The sequence below is a fragment of the Pseudonocardia sp. ICBG601 genome (genome assembly GCF_020496245.1).
Genome location: NZ_JAHLJA010000027.1, coordinates 1 through 25,514, shown reverse-complemented (window position 1 = coordinate 25,514; position 25,514 = coordinate 1). Strand labels below are relative to the sequence as shown.

Genomic DNA, 25,514 nt, shown 5'->3' with positions numbered 1-25,514 from the left:
AGATCCGCACCTCGCGCGGTGATCCGTCGCCCGCGCGCGTCCGGACGCGCGCGGGGCGCGGATCAGCGCGCGGACACGTCCCGGCGGTGGCTCAGGGCGCCAGCCAGACCTTCCGGTCGGCGGTGGCGACGGCGTCGAACGCGGCGGCGGCCCGGTCCGGCGCGAACGGCTCGGGCTCCATGAGCCCCACCAGGGCGTCGGCGACGGCGGGCAGGTCCGCGAGCGCACCGGCGAAGTCGCCGGGGTGGTCGTAGATCAGCGACCCGGTGACGGTCACCTGCCGCTGCACCAGGTCGTGGGTGTTCACCGGTGACTCGCCGTCGTGCTGCCCGATGAGCAGCAACGTCCCGGCCCGGTCGACCGCGGCGACGGCCGTCGGCCAGGCGGCGGGGGCGCCGGAGGTCTCGAACACCGTCCCGAACACCTCGCCGGGGACGAGCTCCTCGGCGCCGAGATCCACCGCGCGCCGTCGGCGCCCGTCGTGCGGCTCGGCGACGACCGGGACGTGCCCGGCCGCGAGCAGGGTCAGGCACAGCAGGGTGCCCTGGCTGCCCGCCCCGACGACCAGGCAGCGCGATCCCGGTTCCGGGGCGGCCCGGCGGAGCGCGGCCCGGGTCACCACCCACGGCTCCACGCAGGCGACGACCCGTTCGGCCGTCGCCGGGTCGAGCCCGGCCAGCAGGGCGTGGGCGTACCCGGCCGGGACGGCGACGAGTCCGGCGAGCAGGCCCGGCGCGTTCACCCCGAGGCTGCGCCGGTCCAGGCAGGCCGACGTGCGGCCCGCGACGCAGAACCGGCAGCGGCCGCAGGCGAGGTTCGGCTCGACCACGACGACCTCGCCGACCCGGCCCGGGTCGACGCCCGCGCCGACGGCGACCACCCGTCCGCCGCCCTCGTGCCCGACCGTCCACGGCAGCTCCGGGACCGGCCGGGCGCCGCTGCGGACGGCCAGGTCGGTGCCGCACAGCCCGACCGCCGTGACCCGCACGAGGACCTCGCCCGGCCCGGGCTCCGGCGCCGCGACCGGAACGACGTCGAGACGGCCGGGAGCGGTGTCGAGGCCACCGGAGCCGGTATCGGTACGGCCGGTGTCGACGCGGCCGGTGTCGGTGCGGGCGAGGCCGGTGAGCCGCACGGCCACGGTGGTGGCGGGGGCGGCGGAGGTGGTCGACATGAGAGGTCTCCCGGGTCGTCGGGTGCGGTCAGGAACGCGAGGCCACCGGGGTGGCCGGTGCCTCCTCGCTCTCGGCGTGCGGTGCGTAGCTCATGAAGGACGCGACGAGCAGCGAGATCAGGCAGCCGCCGCAGAGGTAGGCCGCGACCAGGTACCAGCTGCCGCCGCCGACCGCGACCAGCGCCGTCGCGATGAACGGGGTGAACCCACCGCCGACCACGCTGGCGAGCTGGTAGCCCAGGCCCGCGCCGCTGTTGCGGTGCCGGGCGCCGAACATCTCGGTGAACAGCGGCTGCTGCACGCTGACAATCGCGTCGTGGCCGATGTTGACCAGCAGCACGGCGCACAGCACCAGCAGCACCGCCGAGCCCTGCTCCATCGCGACGAAGAACGGCACCGACGCGAGCACCGCGACGACCGCGCCGACCAGGTAGACGGGGCGGCGGCCGTAGCGGTCGGACAGCCAGCCGAACAGCGGGATGGTGATGATCCCGAGCCCGCCGACGAGCAGCCCGACGCCGAGCATGAAGCCGCGGGTGAAGCCGTACTGCTCGGTGGCGTAGGCCAGCGCGAACGTCACGACGATGTACATGGTCAGCAGCTCGGCCAGACGCAGCGCGACGATCTTGACGAAGGCGCCGGGGTGGCGGCGCAGTGCCTCCAGCACCGGCAGCTTCTGCTTCTCGACGGGCTCGGCGGCCTGCGCGGCGGCAGCCTTCTTGAACGTCTCGGACTCGTCGACGCCGGACCGGATCCACAGCCCGACCAGCGTCAGCAGCAGGCCGAAGAAGAACGGGATGCGCCATCCCCAGGTCTCGAACGCGGTCTCGCTCATGACCGCGACCAGGATCGCGACGAAGCCGTTCACCATCAGCAGCGCGACCGAGTAGCCGACCTGCACTCCGCTGGAGTACAGCGCCTTCCACCGCTTCGGGGCGTGCTCGACGGCGAGCAGCGCGGCGCTGGCCCACTCCCCGCCGACGGCGAGGCCCTGCACGCAGCGCAGCGCGACGAGCAGGACCGGGGCCAGGTAGCCCACCTGGTCGAAGGTCGGCAGCAGGCCGATCGCCGCCGTCGTCATGCCCATGATCGCGATCGTCCAGACCAGGGTGCGCTTGCGGCCGATCCGGTCGCCGAGGTGGCCGAACACGATCCCGCCGAGCGGGCGGAACAGGAACCCGATGCCGAAGGTCGCGAACGCGGCCAGCGCGCCGGCGGTGGGGCTCTCGCTCGGGAAGAACAGCGGGCCGAAGACGAGGGTGATCGCCGGTTATGATGGTTCTATGGTCACAGCGATCTACTGCCGGGCGTCCAGCGCAAAACAGCAGGTCAGAGAAGATGGCGTCAAAGGTTCTATAGACCAACAGCTGGCCCTGTGCTTTGAGAGAGCCGAGGCGCTCGGCATCTCTGACGAGGTGCTGGTGCTCGCCGAAGTCAAGAGCGCCACCAAGAAGGACAAGAAGACCGGGCGCGTCCACCGAGCCAAGTTCGACGAACTGTGCGCAGGCATCACCTCCGGCGCCATCACCCACGTCATCGCGTACGACTCTGACCGGATCATGCGCGACCCACACGACGGTGAAACCTTCATCGACGCCTGCGACGGTCGCAACGTCCACATCGATACGTTGCAGTCCGGCAAATACAAGATCGCGACACCCGACGACCGGCTCATGACCCGCATGGTCGTAGCCATGAACGCCCGCGAGATTGAAAAACTTAGAGAACGCACCAAACGGGGGCTCGCAGCCCGCGCAGACGCAGGGCTACCCCACGGCGGCCCACGCAGCTTCGGATTCCAAGCTGGGAACATCCACCACGACGCCGTCGAAGCCGACGCAATCCGGAGCGCGACTCGACAGGTCCTCGCGGGTAGCTCACTGAGATCGATAACGATCGAGTGGAACAAGGCCGGTCTCAGAACCGCTGGAGCCGCGCCTGGGAGCTGGACGCCGGGCACCCTTAGGGGGATGCTGCTGAACCCCCGCAATGCAGGGCTCATGACCCGCGACGGCTCAATTAGCGCAGTCAAGCCTCAATGGGAGCCAATCATCACTTACGAGGACTGGAGCTCCATGCACGCGATCCTTAACGAGCCCAGCCGAAGAACCAACGTGGGCGCACCGCCCCGATGGCTTCTAAGTAATATTGCGCACTGCGCGTGTGGGGGTCGACTCAGAGTCAAAGGTTCCGGCTGCAACAGGTCCAAAACAACTTGCCCTCGGTATGAGTGCCGCCGATACACCCACGAATACCCGGCAGACGGTCACAGGGCCCCGGGCCCCCATTCAAGCACGCGAGCAGAAGCTCTCGACGAGTTCGTCTCCGACAAGCTTGTTCGGGCGTACCACGAAGCAGGCGTGGGTTTCCCGCAACCTCGGGCTGTGTTCAACGCGGAGTCGCTCACCGAGCGCCGCGCAGAAATCCAGAACAAGCGTGAAGAGCTTAAGAGTCTTTGGAGGACTAGCGTCATCACGGCCGATGAACTCACAGTGGAACTGGCGATGCTCGACCGCCGCCTGGAGCAGGAACCCGCGACCATGATCCAGGAGACTCCCGAACGGAACGCGACACTCGATGAACTCTTCACGGAGTGGTCCGAACTCCCGCTTGATCAGCGGCGACAAATCGTCAAGGACTCCGCGTCTGTGAAGGTACTCGCAACAGGTCGCGGCCGACGAGTAGCCCTGGAGGACCGAGTCATCCTTGAGATTCAGATCCCACAGTGATCTCAGCCGCCGGAGACCTGCGCATGCTGATGTGACAACTCAGCAATAGCTGCGTCCACTTCGCTCGTGTCGTCAGCGTCGTCGCGTTGGAGTTCCAGCTTCACGCGACGGCGCGCGCCTTCGGACATCGCGAGATCGTTCATCGCGGACATGACCGAGTGGAACAACTGACCGGAGAACCGGTTATCTCGCAGAGACCGCGTCAACGCGTCGCACACGTAGCAGAGGATCGCGATGTCGGACTGCTCGTAGAATCGGGCCTGACCGGATTCACGTGCGGCTCGATACAGTTCGCGCGCACGCGGGTGCCACGCGGGGTCCGGCTTGTGCCACACGGGCTCAGCACCGGCGGGAGCCTTCTGCACGAGCTTGTCTTCGGCGGTGTGATGGCCGTGCTTCTGTTCGGTGCGCTTGGGCACGGGAGCCATGATGGTAAAGACCTCTCGTCAGCGTGGTTCGAACTCGATCGCGACTGAGCCGTTGCGGCCCTTGAGATCGATGTCGATGTCAAGAAACTCGGTGCCGTCGGGGATTTCACGCCACACGCGGCTTGCATTGCGGAACACGGTGGGACCCCAGATAGGGCCTGTGCCCGGCGGCGGTCCGTCGTTGGGTGCGTTCTTTTGGAACGCGACCTGCATGGTTCCACCGAGTTCACCGGTGATCGACACGAATGCTCGCTTGAACAGCGCTGACGTGGAGCCGACCATCGCAGGCACCCGCAGATAATTCTTGCCGTGTGTCAGTTCTCGTTCGATCATCACGGGTTTGACCTTCTTTGACGTCGGTGTCGATGCTGCCGAGGCATCAGCGCCCCGCATCAGTGCGAGCACATCGGCGCGCATGCGGGCCATGTCGTAGCTTCTACCGGGTCCGCAACCGGGGTCCCATTTGCCGGTGATACTGGATTCCAGGTGGCCCCGGCACCACTCGGCGTTCGGCCGGTGAAGCAGTTGCGAGATGACGGCGCCGAGTTCAATCGCGGACCTATATTGCGCGTCGGACATCGGCGTGTTGCCGGGGTACACGATTTCGTGGCCCCACACGAACTTGTTGAACGCGCGCGTCACCGGCAGCGGGCCCATGGCTCTACCGCCGGAGGCACCTGCGTGGTTCGCCGGGTGCGCCGCGATCACGGTGATGGAGCCGTCAGCGTTGCCGGACGTGTTGCACAAGGGCCCCGGGAGTCCCGGTCGGCCGTTCCAGAGCACCTGAGGCGGTGTCACGGATGCTGGCGTCGCCGTGTGGTGCCAGATGAGTCCCTGGTAGTCGCTCGTCTGGCCGTTGCCACGGTGCTCGTAGCCCGGCTACACGTGCACCGTGACGGCTCGCGCACGGAGGGCCGCTATGACGCGGTTGGCGAAGTCGACGCTCATGCGTCGTACCCACGCGGCGAACCGCTGACGGCGCCGATGACCATGACGCCGTCGTCGTGCTCGTCGTGATGAATGTGGACGTGCGCGTCATCGTCGCCGACGCAGTCGCGCAAGTGTTCGCGGACGTGGGCCTCGGTCGCCTCAAGCGCAGTGTCGAGATCGTCGACGTCATCGGGCACGAAGCGCTCGTAGCGGATCACGAGCAATCAGCTCCTCATCGTGGGCTGGAGTGCCAGGATTCGAACCTGGACTATCCGTTTTAGAGACGGAGGAGCTGCCGGTTACTCAACACTCCACCAGTATACTACGCACAGTAATAATCGGTAACAGTAAGCGACTTTTCACATGGGTGCGAAATGAGAGCCTATGCACACCGTTTTATGTTTATACTTAAAGGGGTTAACCCCCCAGTCACTAGTAAATAGGAATACAACTAAACACGCGCGCGGGCGCGTAATTTACTATGGAGCACGCGACGGATGCGCAACAGAATCGCGATACTTGCGGCGTTGACGGCCCGCGAAAGCCTCACGTTGCGTCTTCTCCGTATGGCACGTATCACAGATCGCGCCGAGGTTCGACGGCGCATCGGTGCCGCCGGAACGCCGGTTGACGATGTGGTCCACGGAGCGCACGCGGCGTGTCGTCGCGCACACATAGCACGTGTACGCGTCGCGACGAAGTATCTACGCGCGCACACGCTACGGAAGCGGAGCGCCGTATCTGCGACGTGCGTCGAGCCAGGTCATAAGCTGAAAGGGGCCGAAGTGTGAGACATAGAACGTGGTGCGCGCCCGTCATTGAGACCATCAATCAGTCGGGAGCAAGAAGGCTCGACCGGAAACTGATTGCCCTGAACATGGTCCCGGAGCCGCGAGCGCGCACCACGTAAGTTCATTTTAGGGGGCTCGAATCGACATGGTCGAATCACCCCCTCACTTAAGTATTCCTTGAATAAGAGAAGTCACCGGGCTCCACGGAAAGCAGCTCACGCAAGTACTTCCGAGCCGTGCGCCACAAAGTATGAATACGATTCCGATTAACACCGTACAAGTCTGCGATTGCTTGTTCCGACAATTGTGCACGGAATAAAAGGTCCACGACAGCCGCACACGGTTCGCCACAATCGGCCGCCACCGACGCGACAAGCTGACGCCAACGATCGGAACGCGTCACGACAGACTCCGGACACACGAGGTCCACCCGAGACCACATCGGCAGCCAGTCATCGTGGCCCGAGAGCTCTGTCGGCTCACCGCGATCGGCGACGAGTGCACGCACATCGGCCAACGCCAGCTTCGCAGCCCGCCGTGAGGCCTAGCCAACAGACACATTGTGCACGTCCGGATCGTACCAACGCGACATGCGTTCCAACGTCCGCGACAACACGTCCGGCTCGTCCATCGGCGCAAAGCGGCACACGTGGCGCACCGTCTTACGTATCGCACCGAACTCGTCGTGGCCAATATCCCGCCAGTACATGACGATGGGTTCCGCGTTCAGGCAGCAGTTCAGGTAACGACGGGCTTTAAGTGAAGACTACCACAGCGCGGCGCAAGGATCGAGCCCCGGACTCAAGCTACTAAGTAGATCTGACAGATCTACTTAGCCGGTTCGTCAGTATAACTCCGACCACCGGTGAGCTGGCCGGGAACATGCGGCTTCAAACCGAATCGGCTGGCCACGGTCGCCCGGTGGTGCCCACTCGAAACAGAACGCCCGCTCGATCTCCGCACACACGTCGGCAACGTCGGCTTCCGGTATTTCCCAGACGGCTTCATCGTGCACGAGCGCTCGTGTCATCCGTTGAATGTCCAACGGCATCCGGATCGCGGCGGCCTCGAACAGTACGTCCCGCGCGGTGCCTTGGCCATACAGCGCAGGTGCCTGTGTATGCGACCGGTCGACAACCGGTCGCATCCGACGACCGAAACCGTTGTCGAGTAGATTACCGGACTCGGCCTCTTCACGCACCTCGCGCTTCCATTGGGCAAGTCTCGGGAACTGAGTCGCGATCGTGTCCACGACACGTTGGGCTTCGTTTCTGCGAACACCCGCGCTGTCGGCGAGCTTCAGAACACCCATCGAGTAGTTGACGCCGTGAGAGATGATCTTCGCGGTCTTGCGATACCGCGCGGGGTCAGTGTCATAGGTGGCGTCGCCGTAGGCCATGCGGGCCACGACCTCGTGCGCGTCGACGCCGGGTTCAAACAGCTTCGCATACTCACGATCGCCACCGTGAGCTGCGACACATCGAGCATCTACTTGCGACAGGTCCGCAGACACCAACACGTGACCCGGTGACGCAACAAACACGTCCCGCTCGTGTTTGCCGAGCACCGTGAGCCCTGGGCGCGTCACCGACGTACGACCGGACGCCTGGAACAACGTGATCCGTGGATGCACGCGACCGTCATCGTGCACGTACGTGTCCACCGTGTCATAGACACTGCGCACGCCGACAAGCGCACCGATCGCCTCACACAGGCCCGAAGACTGCGGATACTGCGACGCGATGTCGGCCAACGCGTCAGCTGAGAACGACGGCTCTCCGGTCGGCGTCAGCGGTAAATACTGCTCATGGACGCCCAGATTCTCGAACGCCGCGACCAGTGCGCGCTTACCGGCCGCCGTCGCGTGGGGCGCCGCCGCAGGCTCGCCGGTGCTCGTCACCGTGGGCACATCGTGCTCACGGATGAGCCAGTTCACCAGTTGCGTGCGACGATGAGCGGCCTCTGCGACACGGTGACGCAAACGGTCCTGGTCCACGAGCAGACCCACGGACTGCACCTGCGAACACACGGCATGCACCCGGTGCTCCCGCCACAGATACTCGTCGTCGGGCACCAGCGGGACGAGTTTCCGATACAACGACTCCACGGCCAACACGTCGCCGCGCAGGTACTCCAGATACTCCGGATCATCGACCGGTATGCCGCCGAAACCACCGTGTAAAAGCGACAGCTCCAGCAAGTCACCGGTTTTACCTGCGAGCCCGTGCGCGCGTGTCGCCGCAGCCAGCGAATAGCGACTACGTGACGCGTGAGCGGCATCGGACGGGTCCACCAGGGACGCCGCGATCATCGTGTCAAAAACACGCCGGTCACGGGTCCATGACAGCACGTCGAAGCCGAGCGCTGGCACATCGAACGACACCACATTATGGCCAACGAGCAGCGACGACGTCGACACGAGACGCCGGAACGACTCGTACGAGTTCGACACCGTGTACTGATGATCACGTGAGAGGCCGCCGAGTCGAAAGAACACGTCCGGCGACATCGTGAACCGGCTGCGAGCGTCGTGACTCTCGATGTCCACGAACACGGGCGAACAGGTTCCGCTCACGTGTGAACCTTAGCACACGTGGCGGCCGACACGAAGTCTGAAGCAATGTCAGGACCAACTCGGCACAGGATGGTGGCGGCCATGAGCCGGGACCTCGCGGAGGTCATGACGGGTGTCGACGCAGACCGAACTGCCGCTGAACCGTACGTGTGGCGGACCCACGTGACATCGCGCGGGTCCGCCACATGTGTTCACAGTTCGATGGTCTCCGTGTGCGTGAACGAGTGGTCACGCCAGGCACCTGCGAGCCTCATGCGTCGCTCGTACTCGTTGTACGTGACGCGTTCGGTACCGCGCTCGTCGTGCTGTGGCGTCACGCGGTAGTCCGGGTTCACGCGACCGTCGGCGAGCAAACCGATCGACACGGTCCTGTCGTCGGTGTCGACGTCGTGCGCATGGGCCGCGAGCACCTGAGCGCGCCACCGGCGCCCATACACGTACCGGGTGCCGGTCCGCTTGTGCTCACGTGCGCCGATCGCGCGTGCGAACGACTTGTAGGCGCCCGTGCGCTGCCGTCGACCGTCCGCGTGGCACCACGTCAGCCACGCGGACCACACGTCGCGTGCGTGCACGTACACGTCGTCGTCGTCGACGCGCGTCAGCGTGTCGGCGGCGAACTCGGTGATCGCGTGCGCGATGGTGCCAGGTTTCGGCTTCACGTCGCTGTGTGTGACGACCGACCGTATCGGTTCCACGGCTGGCTGCGTGGGCGGTTGCGGTGGTTGCGGAGGTTCGCTGCCATTATCAGCGCTATAGCTGTTCTGTATAGCGTCGGTACTATACAACTCCTCTCTCTCCACGTTCTTGCTGATGCCGTTTTCAACCTCCTCAACTTCCGCAACCTCCGCAATAGCTAGGTGACCAGCAGTTTTGTCTGCGGAGGTTGACTCCGTGGGAGACCCGCCAACCTCCGCACCAACCTCCGCACTCGGCTTGAATCGGCAGCCTCGGAGCAGCGAGACCTTGCTCTGCGCGCCGTGGCGTCCCAGAGCAAGCTCAAGTGCGGAGGTTGAACCTCCGCGTGCTGCAGTCGCCGCACGGAGCTCCCGGCTGAATCTGGCGTACTTCGGGGACCGGATAATGTCACTCTGTGTAGCCAACCAGAGCTGCCACCGGTCCCAGACGAGCTTCGTCGGAAGCTCGTCGTTCGGGTCGCCGGTGATCTCCAGCGACTCGTCGGCGAACCGCAGCAGCGGCTCCGAGTCCTCGCGGGACTCACGTGTCGCCTCGCGCACGGCGTCCGGCGTACCAAGGCCCGTTCGCAGGTACTCGTGGAGCCCGCGCACGAGCCAGGCGAGCACTCCGGATGATTCCGTGTCGATGATCCGCTGAGCCAGCAGCGGGTCCTCGCGACCTTCAAACGACTGTTCGAACGGCACCTGATCGCATCGAGACCAGAACGCGTGCTCCCCGGAGCCCACGTTGGGCGCGTGGTTACTCGTCATCACCAATGTGTGCGACGGCTCGAAGTTCCACTCGTCTTCTCGCATGCGTCGCGCGGTGAGCCGGTCGCCGCCGGTGAGCTCCTTGACGCGCGACACGTCCCATCGAGCGTCTCGGTCGAGTTCCTGGGCCACCGCGAGCCGACGACCGTACAGCGATGCGACCGCCGTGAGATGGCCCTCGTGGCGGCTCAAGGTCAGCAGTTCCTTGTTGACGCCGGTGGCGTACTCGCCGAACACCGCACTGATGATCTTCACGAGCACCGATTTGCCGTTGCGTCCGGTGCCGGTGAGCACCGCGAACTTGTGCTCGCGCACGTCGCCGAGCAGCGCGCAACCGAACAGCCGCGCCAAGTACGACCTGATGTCGGCATCGGGTTGTACCTCACGCAGGAACCGGTCGAACTGCGGACACGTGGCGTCCGGTCGATACTCCACGGGACTCTGTTGCGTGATCAGGTCCGCCGGATCGTGTGCGCGTAGCTGACCCGTGGTCAGCTCGATCGTGCCGTTGGCGACGTTGAACAAGTTGCTGTCGCTGTTGAACTCGCCGCCGTGGACCTGCGTTGCGTCGGTGCGCCGCACGTGATCCAGCGCGCTGGACACACGCGAGGCCGCGTGGAGCCATGACGTGGCATCGGTCTTCGTGCCGTCGGCACGCTGTTGATACGCGGTCACGTCACGGATCGTCTGTTGCGTGAGCTTCTGGGCAATATCGTGTCCGCCCACGGAGTCCCATCGGCCGTCGGCGTAGCTGAACCAGCGCTGCTGATCAATCGCGTACCGGAGCCGGTCGCCGTGTCTACGGATGACTTCGTCGCAAAGCTCCAGATCAGTTGCGCGCAACTGAACGTGGTCGCTGTCGCGTTCGGTGCTGATTTTCGCCCGTGCGCCCGCGAGTGCTCTGTCGAACTCGTCGCAACCAGTGTCGCGGTCGATCACCGTCGCGTACGTGCGCTTGAGCTTCCGCAACGAGTCCGTCGACGCGTTGAGCGCGCACAGTCGCATCACCGACGAGACCATGGCGTCGTAGTGCGAACGTCCGTTCGTGTTGTGCTGTTCGCTGATCGCGTCCGCGAGGGCCTTGTCAGCCTTCGACGTGTGGTCCCCGGCCAGTCGCAGGAGCCACCGTGGCGGCAGCATCGGCAGCTCACACGTCGCAGGCGCCATGTCGCACGCGTTCGAGTGCGCGTCGTACCAGCGGTACTGGGACCCGCTCGGATGGGTGCTGGGCTCCGCGACCAGGTACCGGTGCTGGGGCCTGATCACGTCGATGGACGTGCAGAGCGCACCGGACACGTGGGACCAGTCGAACTGGTCGGGCACGCGGTACACGCGAATGCCACTGCGTGTGGGCTCCGATCGAGAACTACTGATCCACGTGGGCGGCAGCTCGCCGAGCTCTGCTTGAAGCTTCTCCAGTTCGTCGGCGCCGCGCTTGTCGCCGTAGTCGTCGACGTCGATGCCGACCACGTTCGACGGGAGTCCCAGTGCGATGTTGTGCCAAGCCTCATCGCGGGACCACGCGTCGACGTCGGCCTCAGTGACGGCCTTGCGCTGGTATCCGGTGAAGCCTTTCGGTGGCGGGAACTTCTTGTGCGGTGGCAGCGGCATCGGGTACCAGCCGCGCTTCAGGTACTCGTACGCGTACGAGCCCATGTCGGTGTCCACGGTATCGACTCCGTTAATGATAATAGTGTTCGATAACAGAAGACCCCGGGGACCTCAAGTGGTCCACGGGGTCTCGACGCACGTGTGGGCAGCATTCATCGCCGCTGCACGTGAGCTGCGTAGATACAGCTCTCGTCTACGGGCCAGTGTGCCACAGATTCGCGGCTACCACAGGGGGCTAGACACGACGCAGGCACCTGGTTACAGTCGTCGTCATGGCGCGTGCTACGGGGCGCGCCTAGCCCTGACAGTGTCTTTGCCGACGGGCTTTCCCGTGTGTGTAACGCTTATATGGAGCCGCTGATATGTCGTTGCTTGCTGCCATGGACGACGGACCGGATGAGCCGGAGTTCACGTCGTTTCGACCCGAACAGCCCGGCGAATCGGTGGAAGGCACCGTCGTCACCGTGTCGTCGACGACGAGCGACTACACGTCGACGCCGGTGCCCGTGGTGACCGTGCGGACCGACGACGGTGAACTCCGTCAGATTCGCGGCTATCACTCGCATCTGAACGCGGAGCTATCGCGGCTGTCGCTGCTGACCGGCGACCGGCTCGCAGTGCGGTTCGACGGTCGCAAGAAGACCCGCGACGGTGCGCACAAGTTCTGCATGTACACGGTGCGGCACCGGTCGTCGACCGCTAGCTGAATCCTTCCGATACGAGCCGGGACCATACACGCGTATGGTCCCGGCTTTTGTTTATTCATACTGAGGTATCCATCGATATGGACACGCAACGTGCCATGACGGTCACAGACAGTGATGGCCTCCGCATCTATGTGCATCCCACGACCGGCGAGCGGTTCCGATCGGTGACGTCGGTGCTCGCTGCCGCCGCGAAACCGGCACTCGAACGGTGGAAGACCCGCACGATCGCCCAGTACGCAGCCGACAACAGGTCTATGCTGGCCACGAAGTCCGCAGTCGACGCGTTCGAACTCATACGATCGAGCCAGTACACGACGACCGGCGGCGCTGCTGCGACCGGCACCATGGTCCACACGCGCGTGGAATCGCTGCTGCGCGGTGACCCGGTGCCCGACGATCCGTCGCTGTCGTACGTCGACCGCGCGTACCAGGAACTCACCGACGAGTTCGACGTCGAGCCGCTGTTGATCGAGTCGACCTTGGTCAACCGCACGGTCGGTTACGCGGGCTCAGCGGACCTCGTCGCACGTATAAGACCCCGTGCGACACGCGCACGCGAGTGGTCCACGGCGGTCATCGATCTCAAGACCGGCAAATCGGTGTACGGATCCATGGCGCTCCAGCTCACCGCGTACGCCGACGCAGAGCACGTGTTGACCGTCGACGGCGCCGAACGCGAGATGCCCCGCGTCGACGCGTGCTATGTGTGGCACCTGCGACCGCGTTCGTGGTCGCTGCGACCGATGCGCTACGACGCGCACACACGCCGCAGCTTCACAGCACTCGTCGACGTCGACCGGTGGCTGCGCACCGAACGCGACGCCGTCGGCGCACCAGTGAACGCTGCGGCCATCGCACGACAGCGTGTGAGCGCGTGAGCGTCGCGGGCATCGATCCATCGCTGACGAGCACCGGTGTCGCGGTGATCTCGGGCTTGACTACACCGGTGTCAACAACGGTGTAGTCAAGCCCGTCAGCGTGGCTCTCGGTGGAACCACCGTTGCGGGACCTCGCGCGAATCCGCGACATCGTGGACCGCGTCGATGCTCTCGTCGACGGCTGCGAGAGGGCCTGTATCGAGTCACTGCCTTTTGCTCGCAAGACAGGTAAATACGTGGAACGGGCCCACTTGTTCTACGCGCTCATCGACAGGCTCACTGTTCGCGGTCTCCGCGTGGAGACCGCGACACCGTCCGAGCTGAAACGTTTTGCCACGGGTCGAGGTACCGCGTCGAAAAGCGACGTCATCAACGCGGTGCGTAAGCAATTCGGTGACGATGTGTAGCCATCACGCGACGACGATCGAGCCGACGCGTTGGCACTCGCGTGGCTCTCCACAGTCCGACATGGACAGAGAGTGTCCACAGTGCACACTGAGTGACCTGCAGTAACCCAAACGTGCGATGCCCTTAAGGTTGCAAACCCCCCCCCTGGGTCCGGTTACAGTGATACTGTTCACAAGCGAGCATTGAAGGGATCAGAGCAGTGAAGACCTCGCTGTGTAGCGCGATTAGCAAGCTTGTTTCTCTGAGCTCTTACCGGGACGGCGCTATCTGCGAGTTACTGTGTTCAACAGGTTTTAAGGGTGCCACGCCACTGGATGACTGGCTCACGTATGAAACCGGTGCGATCCGCGTGCACGCCGACTTTTGGTCCATTGACGCCACGACTATTAACGGCACCGATTCTGAACTGACACCTGCGGTGATTGCCGCGTATCTTGACCGATTTCATCACGGCGCGTATCCGGAGCTGACGTCCTGATGTCCACGACTTATGCTGAAAACGATCGCAACACCGATATTGACTGGCGGGCCCTTGACGAACTGACGCGTCAAGTCTTCGCTGACCTGTCCGCTATGGGTCGTGCGCCGAACTACCGCAACGGTCGCCGTGGCAACCGAGGTTTCGAGACTCCGCTGAACCTGAGGGCCCTTGAGCTCCACGAGCAGCTCAAGGACCATGTGCAGTCCGCTACCGGTGGTTCACGTGTGCCGCTGTCTATCGCGGCGTCTCGGCAGTCGGAGCACTGGCTCCTGCGGCTGCGACAGCTGATCCACCGTGCGCAGGTGCTCTGCGGCACCGCCGATGTGATGCCGCGCCGCAACGCGTTGTGCCCCCGGTGCCTCGACACGGGTCATCTGCTGGAGCACGTGGCCGACGGCGCCGTGGAGTGTCCGCGCACGTCGACCGTGTGGACCCGCGACGTGTACATCTCGTGGGTGCTGCAAGGTTGTCTTGAGTCGGATGCGGTGTACTTGCGTCGTGTGACGCGTCGACCGAAGTCCCTGCGTGCGTGGCTTCTGGGTCTCGCGCGACTGGTGCCTGATCGCATGCGCACGGAGCCGCCCGCGCACACGGTGCCTCAGCACGTCGACGACTGTGTGACCCATGTACCGGGTGCCGGTGCACGGGCGGTCGACGACACGATCGACGGCTGCGGTGACATGTTCGACGGCGACACCGTCGTGCACGCGCGCCGCGACACTGGCACTGACACGGTGATCATGACCGCGTCGGACTACGTGGACGCCGACAGCGTCATGGTCGACGGCGTCGAACTGCTGATCCCGATCGTGGAACCGGAACCGGAACCGGATTTCAACACCGACATCGAGTCGCCCGACACGATCCCGTTTGATCCGGACGCCGGTGAGACCGCGCGACCGGCAACAATCGAGGACGCCACGCGGGGACACACACACGTCGAGACCGACGACGGCGTCGAATTGTGGGTGCCCGACACGTATGTGCCGGTCATGGACCGCACCTATACGCCGATAAATCCAACGGTCGACGCGCAACGTGAATCGTTGCTGAGATCATTTTTCAACCGACGAAAGAGGTGACAATGGCGCGAACCATCAGTGTCGACGATTTACCGCCGGTTACAATGCTTTGGGACGGCACAACATTGTGGTGCCACGGACCCCAATTGTGCAAGTGGTTAGGCCTGGAGCCTGACACTGTTATCGATTTCCTGGATGGCTCTGGTATCGAGATCAGCACAAGCCATGGCCGCGACAGGTTCCGCGTTGATCAGCAGTGTGTACGGACGCTCCAAGATTTGCAAGCGCTCTACGCTCGATAAGTCTTAAACTTCTTACCTGAGGGAGTATTTTTCGCATGGCTACTGTTGTTTCCGCGCCCGTGGAGCCCGTGAAGATTCGCACGGAGCTCGTCGCGGGCACACCGGTGAGGTTCGGCGTCCGGTCCGTGGGCACACCGTTCGCGGTGACCCGTGATCTGGCGCCGCTCACGAGTGCTTCGTTCGCGCGCATCGAGCCGCAGCACAAGCGCTACTGTGTCGTCGGAGGCCGCGTGGTCTCGGTGCTGCTCGAATCCGGCCTTGATCAGCTGTTCGCACCGAACAGTCTGCTGCACCAGCGGCTCGTGACACTGATGCGCTCGCAGACATCGCGCGGCCGTCAGCGTGCGAGCGTCGACGTCACCACGCATCGGTACCAGCATTTTCCGCTGCGCTCGGTGCAGCTCGACGGCGCACCGTGGTTCCTGACCGCCGATGTCACACGGGTGCTCGGCTTCTCGCGCACGGCGCTGCACCGGTCGCCGCACACGAGGTTGTGGCACCATTCGGGCTTCACGGGGGCCCGTTCGCTCGTGCACGCCGACGGAGTCCGGGAGCTCGTCGGCAAGCGGATGCCGCTGTCGCACCAGTTCGCGATCTGGTTTGAGGCCGACGTGATGTCGTGCTACGACGACACTGCGGTCCACGCGGCTTAACTACACGGGCGGCTTGCCTGTTTCAATAGCTCGGCGAGCTCGGAAACGTCAACGATGTGTCGGGTTGCCACTGCGACCGTGAGCTCGACCGCAGTGGCGACCGGCATGTCGAGTCTGTAGCCGTTGAGCGCGAGCATCCCGAAGGCCGCCCCGAGCGCGGTCCGCTTGTTCCCGTCCATGAGCGCATGGTTGGTGGCGAGCGACTGCAGCAACGCTGCGGTCTTCTGCCAGAGGTCCGGGTACGCGTCGGCGCCGAACGCAGAACTCTGGGGCTCGACCGGTCGCGCACTCCGCGAGCCTCAGTAACTCATCGCGTGTCAAGTACCGGGTCACAGCTCGGCGAGCTCCGCAAAGGCTTCCGAGTAGCGCGCCGTCATATCCGCGAGAATCTCGGCGAAGTCCACATCGTTGTCGAGCATTTCGTGGACCGCCGCCACGACAAGTTCGTGCTGCGAGCACCCGTCACGTTCGGCTCGGACCCGGAGTCGGCGCGCGTCGGCCTCGCTCAGTCGTAGTGTCATCGCCATGAACCGATGATACCCGCCGGTATCAGGTCCACGGCGTGTTGATGCCACGGGCCCGCGCGAAGTGATCTTGAACGCGGAGTTTCCGCAGGTCGCCAAGCTTACGGGCGCCCCGAAGCTAGACGCCGTGTGCACGTGCCCGGTTACGCCATCCGACCCTGGACAAGGAGCTTATTGATCGTGTCTTCTGAACTGTCCGATGCGCCCTCAGCGGTGAGCCTGTTCAACGTGCTCAGCTCGGAGCTTCGCTTCGGGACCACGTCGGATGGCACTCCGTTCGTGGTCGCGTCAGACTTCGCGAAGCTCATGGGTTATCGGGACGCAGAGCACGCGACCCGACTGCTCGATCGTGCCGAGCTAGGTGCCCAGCTCGTGGGTACTTCCCAGGTCAGACGCCATATGACCGTGATCTATGAGGACGGCATCTGGGAGTTGATCTTCCGGTCGACGAAGCCCGAAGCTCTCCAGCTCAAGAAACGAGTCAAGCAGGTCCTCGCTGAGCTACGTCGCACGGGACGCTACGAGTCCGACGAGCAGTTCCAGCTACCACGCACGTACCTGGATGCACTCCGGGCACTCGTGGGCGCTGAGGAGCGGCTTGAAGTCGCACGACCCAAGGTCGACTTCTACGACCGGTTCATCGACTCCGACGGCTTCTATCCGATGTCGGAAGTGGCGAAGATGCTCGGCTTCGGACGTAACCGGCTGTATCGGCGGCTACGGGAGCTCAAGATCATCCAGCCGGACTCCACGGAGCCGTACCAGCGGTACATGCAGCATTTCGTGCTGGTGCCGGAGACGAAGAACCACCGCGTGTTCAAGGTCACGAAGCTGACACCGTCAGGGCTCACGTGGCTGTCGCGACGGCTCGACGTGTGCGTGCCGCCGTCCAGCGGTCTTCGACTGGTGACCGCGTGAACGACCTGTCGAGAGCTCGTGGGCCGCCGCACACGTGCACGGCTGACCTGACCTCACCCTGAACAAGGAGCCTGTTGATCATGTCTTCTGAACTGTCGACACCGGTCACGGTGTTCGATGCGCTACGACGTGTCGATGACGACGCGACCGAGTGGTGGTCCGCGCGGGACCTGATGCCACTGCTGGGTTACAACAGGTGGGAGGACTTCTCCCACGCGATCGACCGCGCAAAGCTGTCCGCTGAGAACGCTGGCGAGCCTGTGACCAGGCTTTTTCGGGGCGCCCCGAAAAAGTCCGAGGGTGGTCGACCTAGCGTCGACTACCGGCTCACGCGACGTGCGTGCTACTTCGTCGCGATGAACGGTGACCCGCGTAAGCCCGAGATCGCGGCCGCACAGTCGTACTTCGTGTCCAAGACCCGTGAGGCGGAGCTCGGCACGCAGTTCTCGATCCCAGCGCCGCGTACGTACACCGAGGCCGTGTCCTCGCTGGCAACGGCGTACACCGAGTTCGCAGGGCGCATGCTAGAGCTTGCCGCGACCTCCGAGCGTTGCGAGCAGCTGGAAGCCGCCGCCGTCGTCAACGAGCCCAAGGTCGACTTCTACGACCGGTTCATCGACTCCGACGGCTTCTATCCGATGTCGGAAGTGGCGAAGATGCTCGGCTTCGGACGTAACCGGCTGTATCGGCGGCTACGGGAGCTCAAGATCATCCAGCCGGACTCCACGGAGCCGTACCAGCGGTACATGCAGTATTTCGTGCTGGTGCCGGAGACGAAGAACCACCGCGTGTTCAAGGTCACGAAGCTGACACCGTCAGGGCTCACGTGGCTGTCGCGACGGCTCGACGTGTGCGTGCCGCCGTCCAGCGGTCTTCGACTGGTGACCGCGTGAACGACCTGTCGAGAGCTCGTGGGCCGCCGCACACGTGCACGGCTGACCTGACCTCACCCTGAACAAGGAGCCTGTTGATCATGTCTTCTGAACTGTCGACACCGGTCACGGTGTTCGATGCGCTACGACGTGTCGATGACGACGCGACCGAGTGGTGGTCCGCGCGGGACCTGATGCCACTGCTGGGCTACGACAGCTGGCGACGCTTCGAGCAGGCCATCGAGCGCGCGAAGCTGTCCGCTGAGAACGCTGGTGAGCCTGTGACCAGGCTTTTTGACGGCACCGGCAAAAAGTCCGAGGGCGGTCGACCTGGCGTCGACTACCGGCTCACGCGACGTGCGTGCTACTTCGTCGCGATGAACGGCGACCCGCGTAAGCCCGAGATCGCGGCCGCACAGTCGTACTTCGTGTCCAAGACCCGTGAGGCAGAACTCGGCGCCCGGTCGCCGTCGCTGCCCCGTGATTACTGCGAGGCGCTTCGGGCTCTGCTGCATCAGGCCGAGCACAACAAGCAGCTCTCCGCGCAGCTCGACGACGCTCAATCGTCCGTGGACTACTGCGACCGGTACCTGGCCTCAGACGACGTGGTCACGGTGAAGAGCTGGGGCGCCGGTTTTGGTCTCACGGGTCCGGCGGCCCGCAAGCTGTTAATGACGCATGGACTGATTTACAAGTTCCAGATCGGTACTCGGTGGTCGCGTTCACAAGCGCGACCGGTCACCGAGTACGAGTACCGACCGTATGCGAACAGTCGATCGTTCGGCTGGTTCGAACTCAAGCCGCAGCACACAGCGCCCCGGTATCACAACGGTCAGCTGCGGCACACGCTGTACGTGCGGCAGGCCCACGCGCTGTCGGTTGCCGCCGCGTGTGACCTGAGCCGTCCTCACCTGAACAAGGAGCCTGTTGATCATGTCTTCTGAACTGTCGACACCGGTCACGGTGTTCGATGCGCTACGACGTGTCGATGACGACGCGACCGAGTGGTGGTCCGCGCGGGACCTGATGCCACTGCTGGGCTATGTCAAGTGGCAGAAGTTTGAGGACGCAATCGAGCGTGCGAAGTTGACCTTGAACGCGGAGTTTCCGCAGGTCGCCAAGCTTACTGGACCCGGTAAGCTTGAGGCCGAGAGCCCCTGCATCACGGCGTTCACCGCGACCGTCGACGCCGGTAACCTTGGTGCTCAGCAGCGCTCGGATTACCGGCTCTCACGGCATGGCTGCTATCTCGTGGCCATGAACGGCGATCCGCGTAAGGCCGAGATCGCGGCCGCACAGTCGTACTTCGCGGTCAAGACCCGTGAAGCAGAGCTCCACGCACGGTTCCAGTTGCCCCGGACGCACGCTGAAGCGCTCAGAGCACTCGCCGATTCGCTCGACGACAACGACCAGTTGCGCGGTCAGATCGAGCGCAACGAGCCCAAGGTCGACTTCTACGACCGGTTCATTGACTCCGACGGCTTCTATCCGATGTCGGAAGTGGCGAAGATTCTCGGCTTCGGACGTAACCGGCTGTATCGGCGGCTACGGGAGCTCAAGATCATCCAGCCGGACTCCACGGAGCCGTACCAGCGGTACATGCAGCATTTCGTGCTGGTGCCGGAGACGAAGAACCACCGCGTGTTCAAGGTCACGAAGCTGACACCGTCAGGGCTCACGTGGCTATCGCGACGGCTCGACGTGTGCGTGCCGCCGTCCAGCGGTCTTCGACTGGTGACCGCGTGAACGTCTCATCGAGAGCTCGTGGACCACCGTGTGCACGTGCACGGTGTACCGATCCGACCCTGAGCAAGGAGCCTGTTGATCATGTCTTCTGAACTGTCGACACCGGTCACGGTGTTCGATGCGCTACGACGTGTCGATGACGACGCGACCGAGTGGTGGTCCGCGCGGGACCTGATGCCACTGCTGGGTTACAACAAGTGGGAGAGGTTTGAGGACGCAATCGAGCGTGCGAAGTTGACCTTGGACTCGGAGTTTCCGCAGGTCGCCCAGCTCCCCGGACCCGGGAAGCTGGCCTCCGAGAGCCCCCACATCGCGGCGTTCACCGCGACCGTCGACGCCGGTAACCTTGGTGCTCAGCAGCGCTCGGATTACCGGCTCTCACGGCATGGCTGCTATCTCGTGGCCATGAACGGCGATCCGCGTAAGCCCGAGATCGCGGCCGCACAGACGTACTTCGCGGTCAAGACCCGTGAGGCAGAGCTCGGCGACCGGTCGCCGTCGGCGTCTCAGGTGCCGTCTACGTACCGGGACGCGCTGGCCGAGATCATCCGGCAGCTCGACCGTAATGCGGAGCTGTCGGCGCAACTCGGCGAGGCCCTACCGGCGATCGAGTTCCACCGAGAATACGTCAACACCGATGATGTGGTCACCGTGGGCGTCTGGGGCTCGCATTTCGGGCTCTCGGCTCCGAAGGCCCGGCAGCTGTTGCTCGACCGCTCGTTGATCTACCGGCTACCGGTGGGTTCCCGGTGGTCGACATCACGTGCTCAGCGGGTCACCGAGTACGAGTACCGAGCCTACGCGGGTCGCACAGCGGCCTGGTTCGAACTCAAGCCTCAGTACGACGTCCGACGGCACCACAACGGTCAACTGCGGCACACGCTGTACGTGCGGCACACACACGCGCTGTCGGTTGCCGCCGCGTGTGGTCTTACTACGAGTATCGAAACGGAGTTGTGTACGCGATGAGTGTTTTCAACGTGGGCGACCTGGTGGCGTCCACGGTGTCCGAAGACGCCGGTCACGTCGGTGAGATCACCGACCGATCCGACACCGACGACGAACTGTTCACGGTCAACTTTGACCTCGATCGCTTCGTGCTCCGGCACGCGCGGGACCTCGTGTGGCTGCCGCAGCTGCACACGCGCTGGTGGGACCGCGTGTCTCTCCGCACGGTGACGGTGGCAGGTCTCTCAAGCCGCTTCGTGGCTCTGGACGCCGACGATGGGACACGCCTGGAGCTCGCCGTGGACCGGTTCGAGGACCACTGTGAGCCCGTGGAGTCCGACCAGTACGTGTTGGACCCGGATGATCCGTTTGAGTCCGCGCTGTTGACGATGGCGGCCATGAATCGCCGTAAGCGTGCGGACTACGCGCTCGATTCCAATCTGTGGAGTAACTTCACCGAGGTCGCGACCGCTATCGGTGTGGAACCGCTCGACGTGGTGAATATGAACATGGAGCAGAAGTCCTCGCGGCTGCGGGCGCTCAAGTCCAACGACCGCGAGCCCGCGAACGAGTCGGTGATCGATTCGTACCTGGACCGCGCGGTGTATGCTTGCATCGCGTATGCGATGGCACGCGATGATGTCGCGTGATGTCGCGATCAGACACATATTGGATGCGTATTCGCTAATTTTCGCCCGTACTATGAATAATGCCAGTGCTGCTACACTTAGTGCCGAAGTGTACGACTCGCTGGAAGCCCTCGGAGTGCACGCGGCAGAAATCGCTGCAGTGCTTCACCGCTAATGCTGATTAATACGAGGTGTATTGTGAGTTATCTCAAGAAAGCGGCCGTAATTGCTGCCTTATTTGCCCTGGTCGCGGCGCCGTCGCTCGTCGTGACACCGGCTGCGACCGCGAAGCCGTTTGCCGCCCGTGCGATCATTGCGTGCGAGTCCGGCGGCGATCCACGGGCCCAGAACAAGTACTCGTCCGCCAGCGGCCTGTATCAGTTCATCGACTCGACGTGGCGGGCCTACCGTGGTGATTCCACGGCGTCTCGGGCTGCGTACGCGTCGGTGCGCGAGCAGCACGCAGCCGCGTATCGACTGTTTGCCGATCAGGGCTATAAGCCGTGGTCGGCGTCAAAGTCCTGCTGGTCACAGCTCATCTGAAACTGATATAGCATAAAAGGAACCCCGCTCACATGCCCTGTGAGCGGGGTTCCCTTGTGTCTGTACATTTTGTACATTTGTCAGCCGAGGTCCGCGACGAGTTTCTCCAATTCGGCCCGGATCATGTCCGCATGCAGGCACATGGTCGAATCTCCGTCGAGATCACCCGGTTGCACGCGGTCTCGATGAGATGTGCCACGGCGACCGCGTCATCGAGCGTCGCGTCGAGGTCAGCTCTGTCGGCGCTCGCGCTGCTCGTCAATACGAGCCCCAGTGTCGCGATGGCCGCAAGGGTGCCGGTGACGATCGTGGGCACCGGATCGCGCCGACGGTCGCTGTCGCCGGTGCGCTATGATCGTGTCGGCCACGGCTCACGGATCACGTTCGGGTCCTTCCGTGTCGACACCGCGTTGTGCGCAGAGCCGCTAGAGTTCAAACAGCTTCCGGTCGGCCGCGATCAACTCACGGCGCAACGCCACGTGTTCTTCGGCGTACCGGTCACGGTCGGCCTCGATGTGGGCCGTACGTCGCGACAACAGCGTCGTGAGCCCTGTCAGTACACCGGTCGCGGCCAGCATCAGGCCGCCTACGAGCTCCGGTGCGATCATCTGCGCTCCAGCCGCTCCAGCCGACGGTCGATCGACGCAAGACGTTCCCGGAAGTCCTTCCGTGGATAACCCAACGTGACGCTGATCTTCTCGTCGTCGTTCTCGTCGATGTCGACCTTGAGCTGTTGCACGCGTAACTGTGACTGCACGTCGAGCCGACCGGACTTGACCACGAGGGTCACGGTGTCGCCGAGCCAGAAATGCTGTGGACCCGACCAGAAGCCCGGCGCTAGCTCCACGGTGTACGACGGCCGGACCACGGTGCTCTGTGCGAGTGTCCAGTCCGCGCGTTGTTCCAGCGCGTCGAGCTGCACGATGTCTTCGGAGTATGATCTGTCCCAGCGTCCTTCTGCGGCGACGGTTGCCATACGTTCCACGACGTTCGCGCTGTCGCCGGTGGCTTCTGGGTCGCGACCCGTGAGCCGTACCGCGTTCGCGTAGTCCGCCGAGTCGACTTGACGCGATATGCTCTGCACCGTGGCGGCCGTGTCGGTGTACAGCAACACGGTCTCGACCTTCGTGGCGCCGCGCTACGGATGCCAGACGTCGAGCTGTAGCCCGAGGCTGTCGGTGTCGGTCGCGGTGATATCCCAGTCGAACCCGTTGATGACCTCGGAGAGTTCCTGAATCTTTTCGCCGATCGACGAGCCGAGCTCGTAGCTGCGGTCACGTCGGACACCGGTCGCCACGTGACCGGCGCGGATGCCCATGTCGCCGCCGGTGCGCTGTTGGGCCTGCTGTATCAGGTCCCACGCGATGTGTGCCTGATCGGTGTTGTCCCAGCGCTGTCGTGCGCCGTGCATCAGCAGCCGTCGACGAAGTAGACACCGGTAGTCCACCGAAGGCACCGTGACGCTGTGTCCGTCGGCGTCGAGTACATCGGAACTCTTGCCGATGCGGCCCCGATACAGCAGCGAGCCGCGCAGGTCCGCTCGCTGGCGCCAGTACACGTAGAGATCGGTGCTCAGTTCCACGATGTCGCGACACGACGGGTCCCGGCCGTCTATCGTGAACGAGGCCTCCGAGTTGTCCGTCAGATTGAACGTCACCGTGCGCGAGTGGGCCGCGTTGACGTCGCAGACGATCGCTGCCGGATTCCACGGACCCACCGCAAACGTCCACTGGGCTGCCGACGACATCAGTAGGCTTTCGCGCGATAGCAGATGCCGTCAAAGCTGAACCAGCTCGGATACTCGTCCGCGCGGAGTGTCGTGTCCCAGAGGAACCGCCACCAGATGGCGCCGGATGTCTAAATCGCGACGTGGTAGTCGCCGTTGCTGCTGAGCCCACACACGTCGCGGATGCCGGTCGGCCGGATTTCCGGCGGCAGCACCGGTCGTGCACGTTGGCCGCGACCGTCGAACGAGTAGAAGACGCCGTTTTTCAGCTCCGCCGATGTGCCGACGCGCCGCAGCCAACCCCCGAGCGTCACCCAGCCTTCGCGGTTCTTTGACCACGTGAGCGGTCGACTGGCGTCCGGCCTGACTTCGGTCACTTGTCTTAGTGCTTCGCCGCGGCTGACGGAGCGCGTCGAGGAGGGCCTGTTTTGTCGGCGGGGACGGCGGGCGGGAAGGTCTGCTGGGTGCCGTTGATGGCGATGGTGGCCGAGCGCAGTGGTCGGAGCTGGCGGACGACGTTGCGGATGGTGAGCCCGGTGCGGTTCTGGATCTCGCGGGCGACTGCGAGGGCGTGTGAACACGATGGTCAGGTGCGCTTCGATGGACTGGCGTTGGTGGTGGAACATCGGGCGGGCGCGTAGGTCGGTTTTGCTCATCCGGAAGGACTGCTCGACGTGCCAGAGGTCGTGGTAGTCGCCGATGATCTCCCCGGCCGCTGCGCCGCCGGCCGGGATGTTGGTCACGTAGCCCTTCAACCCGACCAACCGGTATGCCCGAGCCAAGGAGGCCTCGTCCAGGGCGCGGGAGCCGTTGGTGACCTTGACGAACCGCGGTGTGCGCGCGGGCTTCTCGCCGGCGATGACCTCGCGGGCCCGGTTCTCCTGCAGGGTCAACGTGCGCCGGTCCCGGACGGCCCGCTTCGTGGAGTAGGCCCAGACCGCCCGCCAGGATCCCGGATGCTGGTTGGGTTCCAGACGGGCTCGGCCTTGACCTTCGGGCTGTTCTCGCTGCGCCCGGTGCGGCGGTCGCGTGGTGTGAGGGTGTCGATGATCTGCCCGTCGACGAAGGCGTCGCCGTGCCAGTGGAAGTGCGACTCCAGGTCAACCGGGGCCTTGGTGAGTCGGGACCGACGATGAACCGCAGGCCGGCCTCGTCGAGGTCGCGCAGGTTCGCGGCCGAGAGCATCCCTGCGTCGGCGACCACGACCATCCCGCCCGGCTCGACCGGCAGCTGGTGTCGGGCCCGGAAGGCCTCGATGATCGGCAGGATCGTCGCGCGGTCTCGGTCTTGTTGCCCTCGAAACAGCCGATCTCGAGGGGGAACCGCTGCGCGATCGACCAGCAGCCCGACGACGACCTGCGGGTCGACCCGGCGTTCCTTGGAGAACCGACTTGCGCAGGTCGTCCTCCTTCTCCGCCTCGAAGTAGAGGGTGGTGACGTCGTAGAGACACAACGACACATCCCCCCACTGCCA

General features: G+C 64.2%; 27 protein-coding genes and 3 pseudogenes. 14 read left to right on the top strand and 16 right to left on the bottom strand.

What is annotated here, in order from left to right; translation table 11 throughout:
- Positions 1-91: 91 nt before the first annotated feature.
- Together KPL57_RS09835 and shiA are read right to left on the bottom strand one after the other, a co-directional pair.
- Positions 92-1,174 carry a zinc-binding dehydrogenase gene (locus KPL57_RS09835; protein WP_226351348.1) on the bottom strand — a complete coding sequence of 361 codons (1,083 nt, stop codon included), beginning with the start codon at positions 1,172-1,174 and terminating at the stop codon, positions 92-94.
- A gap of 28 nt (positions 1,175-1,202) precedes the next feature.
- Positions 1,203-2,381 carry a shikimate transporter gene (shiA, locus tag KPL57_RS09830; protein WP_255676888.1) on the bottom strand — a complete coding sequence of 393 codons (1,179 nt, stop codon included), beginning with the start codon at positions 2,379-2,381 and terminating at the stop codon, positions 1,203-1,205.
- Between shiA and KPL57_RS09825 the strand changes: the two genes are divergently transcribed.
- Entirely contained in the window at positions 2,356-3,903 is a 1,548-nt protein-coding gene (locus KPL57_RS09825) for a recombinase family protein (RefSeq protein WP_226351347.1), read from the top strand. The genes shiA and KPL57_RS09825 overlap by 26 nt on opposite strands.
- 2 nt (positions 3,904-3,905) lie before the next feature.
- Here the strand turns inward: KPL57_RS09825 and KPL57_RS09820 are convergent, their stop codons facing one another.
- The 6 genes and pseudogenes from KPL57_RS09820 to KPL57_RS09795 form a co-directional block, all read right to left on the bottom strand.
- Positions 3,906-4,322: a hypothetical protein gene (locus KPL57_RS09820; protein WP_226351346.1), complete on the bottom strand. Its 417-nt coding sequence runs from the start codon at positions 4,320-4,322 to the stop codon at positions 3,906-3,908.
- 27 nt (positions 4,323-4,349) lie between these two features.
- Positions 4,350-5,162, bottom strand: a pseudogene (locus tag KPL57_RS09815) (N-acetylmuramoyl-L-alanine amidase); the annotation flags it as partial.
- 113 nt (positions 5,163-5,275) lie between these two features.
- On the bottom strand, positions 5,276-5,479 hold the full coding sequence (locus tag KPL57_RS09810) for a hypothetical protein (RefSeq protein WP_226351345.1): 204 nt from the start codon (positions 5,477-5,479) through the stop codon (positions 5,276-5,278).
- Between the two features lie 261 nt (positions 5,480-5,740).
- The gene (locus KPL57_RS71935; RefSeq protein ID WP_226351344.1) at positions 5,741-5,935 is read right to left on the bottom strand and encodes an HNH endonuclease; all 195 of its coding nucleotides are present in this window, start codon (positions 5,933-5,935) and stop codon (positions 5,741-5,743) included.
- A 961-nt stretch (positions 5,936-6,896) separates the two neighbouring features.
- A complete protein-coding gene (locus KPL57_RS09800; protein WP_226351343.1) occupies positions 6,897-8,606 on the bottom strand; it encodes a DNA polymerase in 1,710 nt (569 codons plus the stop codon).
- A gap of 212 nt (positions 8,607-8,818) precedes the next feature.
- On the bottom strand, positions 8,819-11,740 hold the full coding sequence (locus tag KPL57_RS09795) for a phage/plasmid primase, P4 family (RefSeq protein WP_226351342.1): 2,922 nt from the start codon (positions 11,738-11,740) through the stop codon (positions 8,819-8,821).
- A 323-nt stretch (positions 11,741-12,063) separates the two neighbouring features.
- On the opposite strand from KPL57_RS09795, the gene KPL57_RS09790 reads away from it, so the two are divergent.
- The 6 genes from KPL57_RS09790 to KPL57_RS09765 all read left to right on the top strand — a co-directional run bounded on the left by KPL57_RS09790 (position 12,064) and on the right by KPL57_RS09765 (position 16,134).
- Entirely contained in the window at positions 12,064-12,390 is a 327-nt protein-coding gene (locus KPL57_RS09790) for a hypothetical protein (RefSeq protein ID WP_226351341.1), read from the top strand.
- A gap of 95 nt (positions 12,391-12,485) precedes the next feature.
- The gene (locus tag KPL57_RS09785) at positions 12,486-13,268 is read left to right on the top strand and encodes a hypothetical protein (RefSeq protein WP_226351340.1); all 783 of its coding nucleotides are present in this window, start codon (positions 12,486-12,488) and stop codon (positions 13,266-13,268) included.
- Positions 13,269-13,378: 110 nt separating this feature from the next.
- The gene (locus KPL57_RS09780) at positions 13,379-13,675 is read left to right on the top strand and encodes a hypothetical protein (protein ID WP_226351339.1); all 297 of its coding nucleotides are present in this window, start codon (positions 13,379-13,381) and stop codon (positions 13,673-13,675) included.
- A gap of 200 nt (positions 13,676-13,875) precedes the next feature.
- Positions 13,876-14,154, top strand: a complete 279-nt coding sequence (locus tag KPL57_RS09775) for a hypothetical protein (protein ID WP_226351338.1) — start codon at positions 13,876-13,878, stop codon at positions 14,152-14,154.
- Positions 14,154-15,239: a hypothetical protein gene (locus KPL57_RS09770; protein WP_226351337.1), complete on the top strand. Its 1,086-nt coding sequence runs from the start codon at positions 14,154-14,156 to the stop codon at positions 15,237-15,239. Before KPL57_RS09775 ends, KPL57_RS09770 begins: the two co-directional genes overlap by 1 nt.
- Positions 15,240-15,549: 310 nt before the next feature.
- Positions 15,550-16,134: a hypothetical protein gene (locus KPL57_RS09765; RefSeq protein ID WP_226351336.1), complete on the top strand. Its 585-nt coding sequence runs from the start codon at positions 15,550-15,552 to the stop codon at positions 16,132-16,134.
- On the opposite strand, the pseudogene KPL57_RS71930 reads toward KPL57_RS09765, so the two are convergent.
- Together KPL57_RS71930 and KPL57_RS09755 are read right to left on the bottom strand one after the other, a co-directional pair.
- Positions 16,131-16,406 (bottom strand): annotated as a pseudogene (locus tag KPL57_RS71930) (type II toxin-antitoxin system death-on-curing family toxin); the annotation flags it as partial. The gene KPL57_RS09765 and the pseudogene KPL57_RS71930 sit on opposite strands and share 4 nt — an antisense overlap.
- Before the next feature lie 57 nt (positions 16,407-16,463).
- Positions 16,464-16,661, bottom strand: a complete 198-nt coding sequence (locus KPL57_RS09755; protein ID WP_226351335.1) for a hypothetical protein — start codon at positions 16,659-16,661, stop codon at positions 16,464-16,466.
- A gap of 177 nt (positions 16,662-16,838) precedes the next feature.
- Between KPL57_RS09755 and KPL57_RS09750 the strand changes: the two genes are divergently transcribed.
- The 7 genes from KPL57_RS09750 (at position 16,839) to KPL57_RS09720 (ending at position 22,314) form a co-directional block, all read left to right on the top strand.
- Complete coding sequence (locus tag KPL57_RS09750; RefSeq protein ID WP_226351334.1) at positions 16,839-17,576, top strand: phage antirepressor KilAC domain-containing protein; 738 nt, start codon at positions 16,839-16,841, stop codon at positions 17,574-17,576.
- 80 nt (positions 17,577-17,656) lie between these two features.
- Positions 17,657-18,469, top strand: coding sequence for a phage antirepressor KilAC domain-containing protein (locus KPL57_RS09745; RefSeq protein WP_226351333.1), 813 nt, complete (start codon positions 17,657-17,659; stop codon positions 18,467-18,469).
- 80 nt (positions 18,470-18,549) lie between these two features.
- Positions 18,550-19,392 (top strand): phage antirepressor KilAC domain-containing protein, encoded by an 843-nt coding sequence (locus KPL57_RS09740; RefSeq protein WP_226351332.1) that lies wholly within the window; start codon positions 18,550-18,552, stop codon positions 19,390-19,392.
- Entirely contained in the window at positions 19,382-20,194 is an 813-nt protein-coding gene (locus tag KPL57_RS09735) for a phage antirepressor KilAC domain-containing protein (RefSeq protein WP_226351331.1), read from the top strand. The genes KPL57_RS09740 and KPL57_RS09735 overlap by 11 nt, the downstream gene beginning before the upstream one ends.
- An 81-nt stretch (positions 20,195-20,275) precedes the next feature.
- Complete coding sequence (locus tag KPL57_RS09730) at positions 20,276-21,163, top strand: BRO family protein (RefSeq protein WP_226351330.1); 888 nt, start codon at positions 20,276-20,278, stop codon at positions 21,161-21,163.
- Positions 21,160-21,792 carry a hypothetical protein gene (locus KPL57_RS09725; protein ID WP_226351329.1) on the top strand — a complete coding sequence of 211 codons (633 nt, stop codon included), beginning with the start codon at positions 21,160-21,162 and terminating at the stop codon, positions 21,790-21,792. The genes KPL57_RS09730 and KPL57_RS09725 overlap by 4 nt, the downstream gene beginning before the upstream one ends.
- Before the next feature lie 177 nt (positions 21,793-21,969).
- Positions 21,970-22,314, top strand: coding sequence for a transglycosylase family protein (locus KPL57_RS09720; RefSeq protein ID WP_226351328.1), 345 nt, complete (start codon positions 21,970-21,972; stop codon positions 22,312-22,314).
- 121 nt (positions 22,315-22,435) lie between these two features.
- Here the strand turns inward: KPL57_RS09720 and KPL57_RS09715 are convergent, their stop codons facing one another.
- The 6 genes and pseudogenes from KPL57_RS09715 to KPL57_RS09690 form a co-directional block, all read right to left on the bottom strand.
- Positions 22,436-22,630, bottom strand: coding sequence for a hypothetical protein (locus KPL57_RS09715; protein WP_226351327.1), 195 nt, complete (start codon positions 22,628-22,630; stop codon positions 22,436-22,438).
- 109 nt (positions 22,631-22,739) lie between these two features.
- Positions 22,740-22,922 (bottom strand): hypothetical protein, encoded by a 183-nt coding sequence (locus KPL57_RS09710; RefSeq protein WP_226351326.1) that lies wholly within the window; start codon positions 22,920-22,922, stop codon positions 22,740-22,742.
- A complete protein-coding gene (locus KPL57_RS09705) occupies positions 22,919-23,428 on the bottom strand; it encodes a phage tail protein (RefSeq protein ID WP_226351325.1) in 510 nt (169 codons plus the stop codon). The genes KPL57_RS09710 and KPL57_RS09705 overlap by 4 nt, the downstream gene beginning before the upstream one ends.
- Positions 23,429-23,452: 24 nt before the next feature.
- Positions 23,453-24,061, bottom strand: coding sequence for a hypothetical protein (locus tag KPL57_RS09700; RefSeq protein ID WP_226351324.1), 609 nt, complete (start codon positions 24,059-24,061; stop codon positions 23,453-23,455).
- Positions 24,062-24,171: 110 nt separating this feature from the next.
- Entirely contained in the window at positions 24,172-24,417 is a 246-nt protein-coding gene (locus KPL57_RS09695) for a hypothetical protein (protein ID WP_226351323.1), read from the bottom strand.
- A 5-nt stretch (positions 24,418-24,422) separates the two neighbouring features.
- A pseudogene (locus tag KPL57_RS09690) lies at positions 24,423-25,514 on the bottom strand (IS1634 family transposase); the annotation flags it as partial.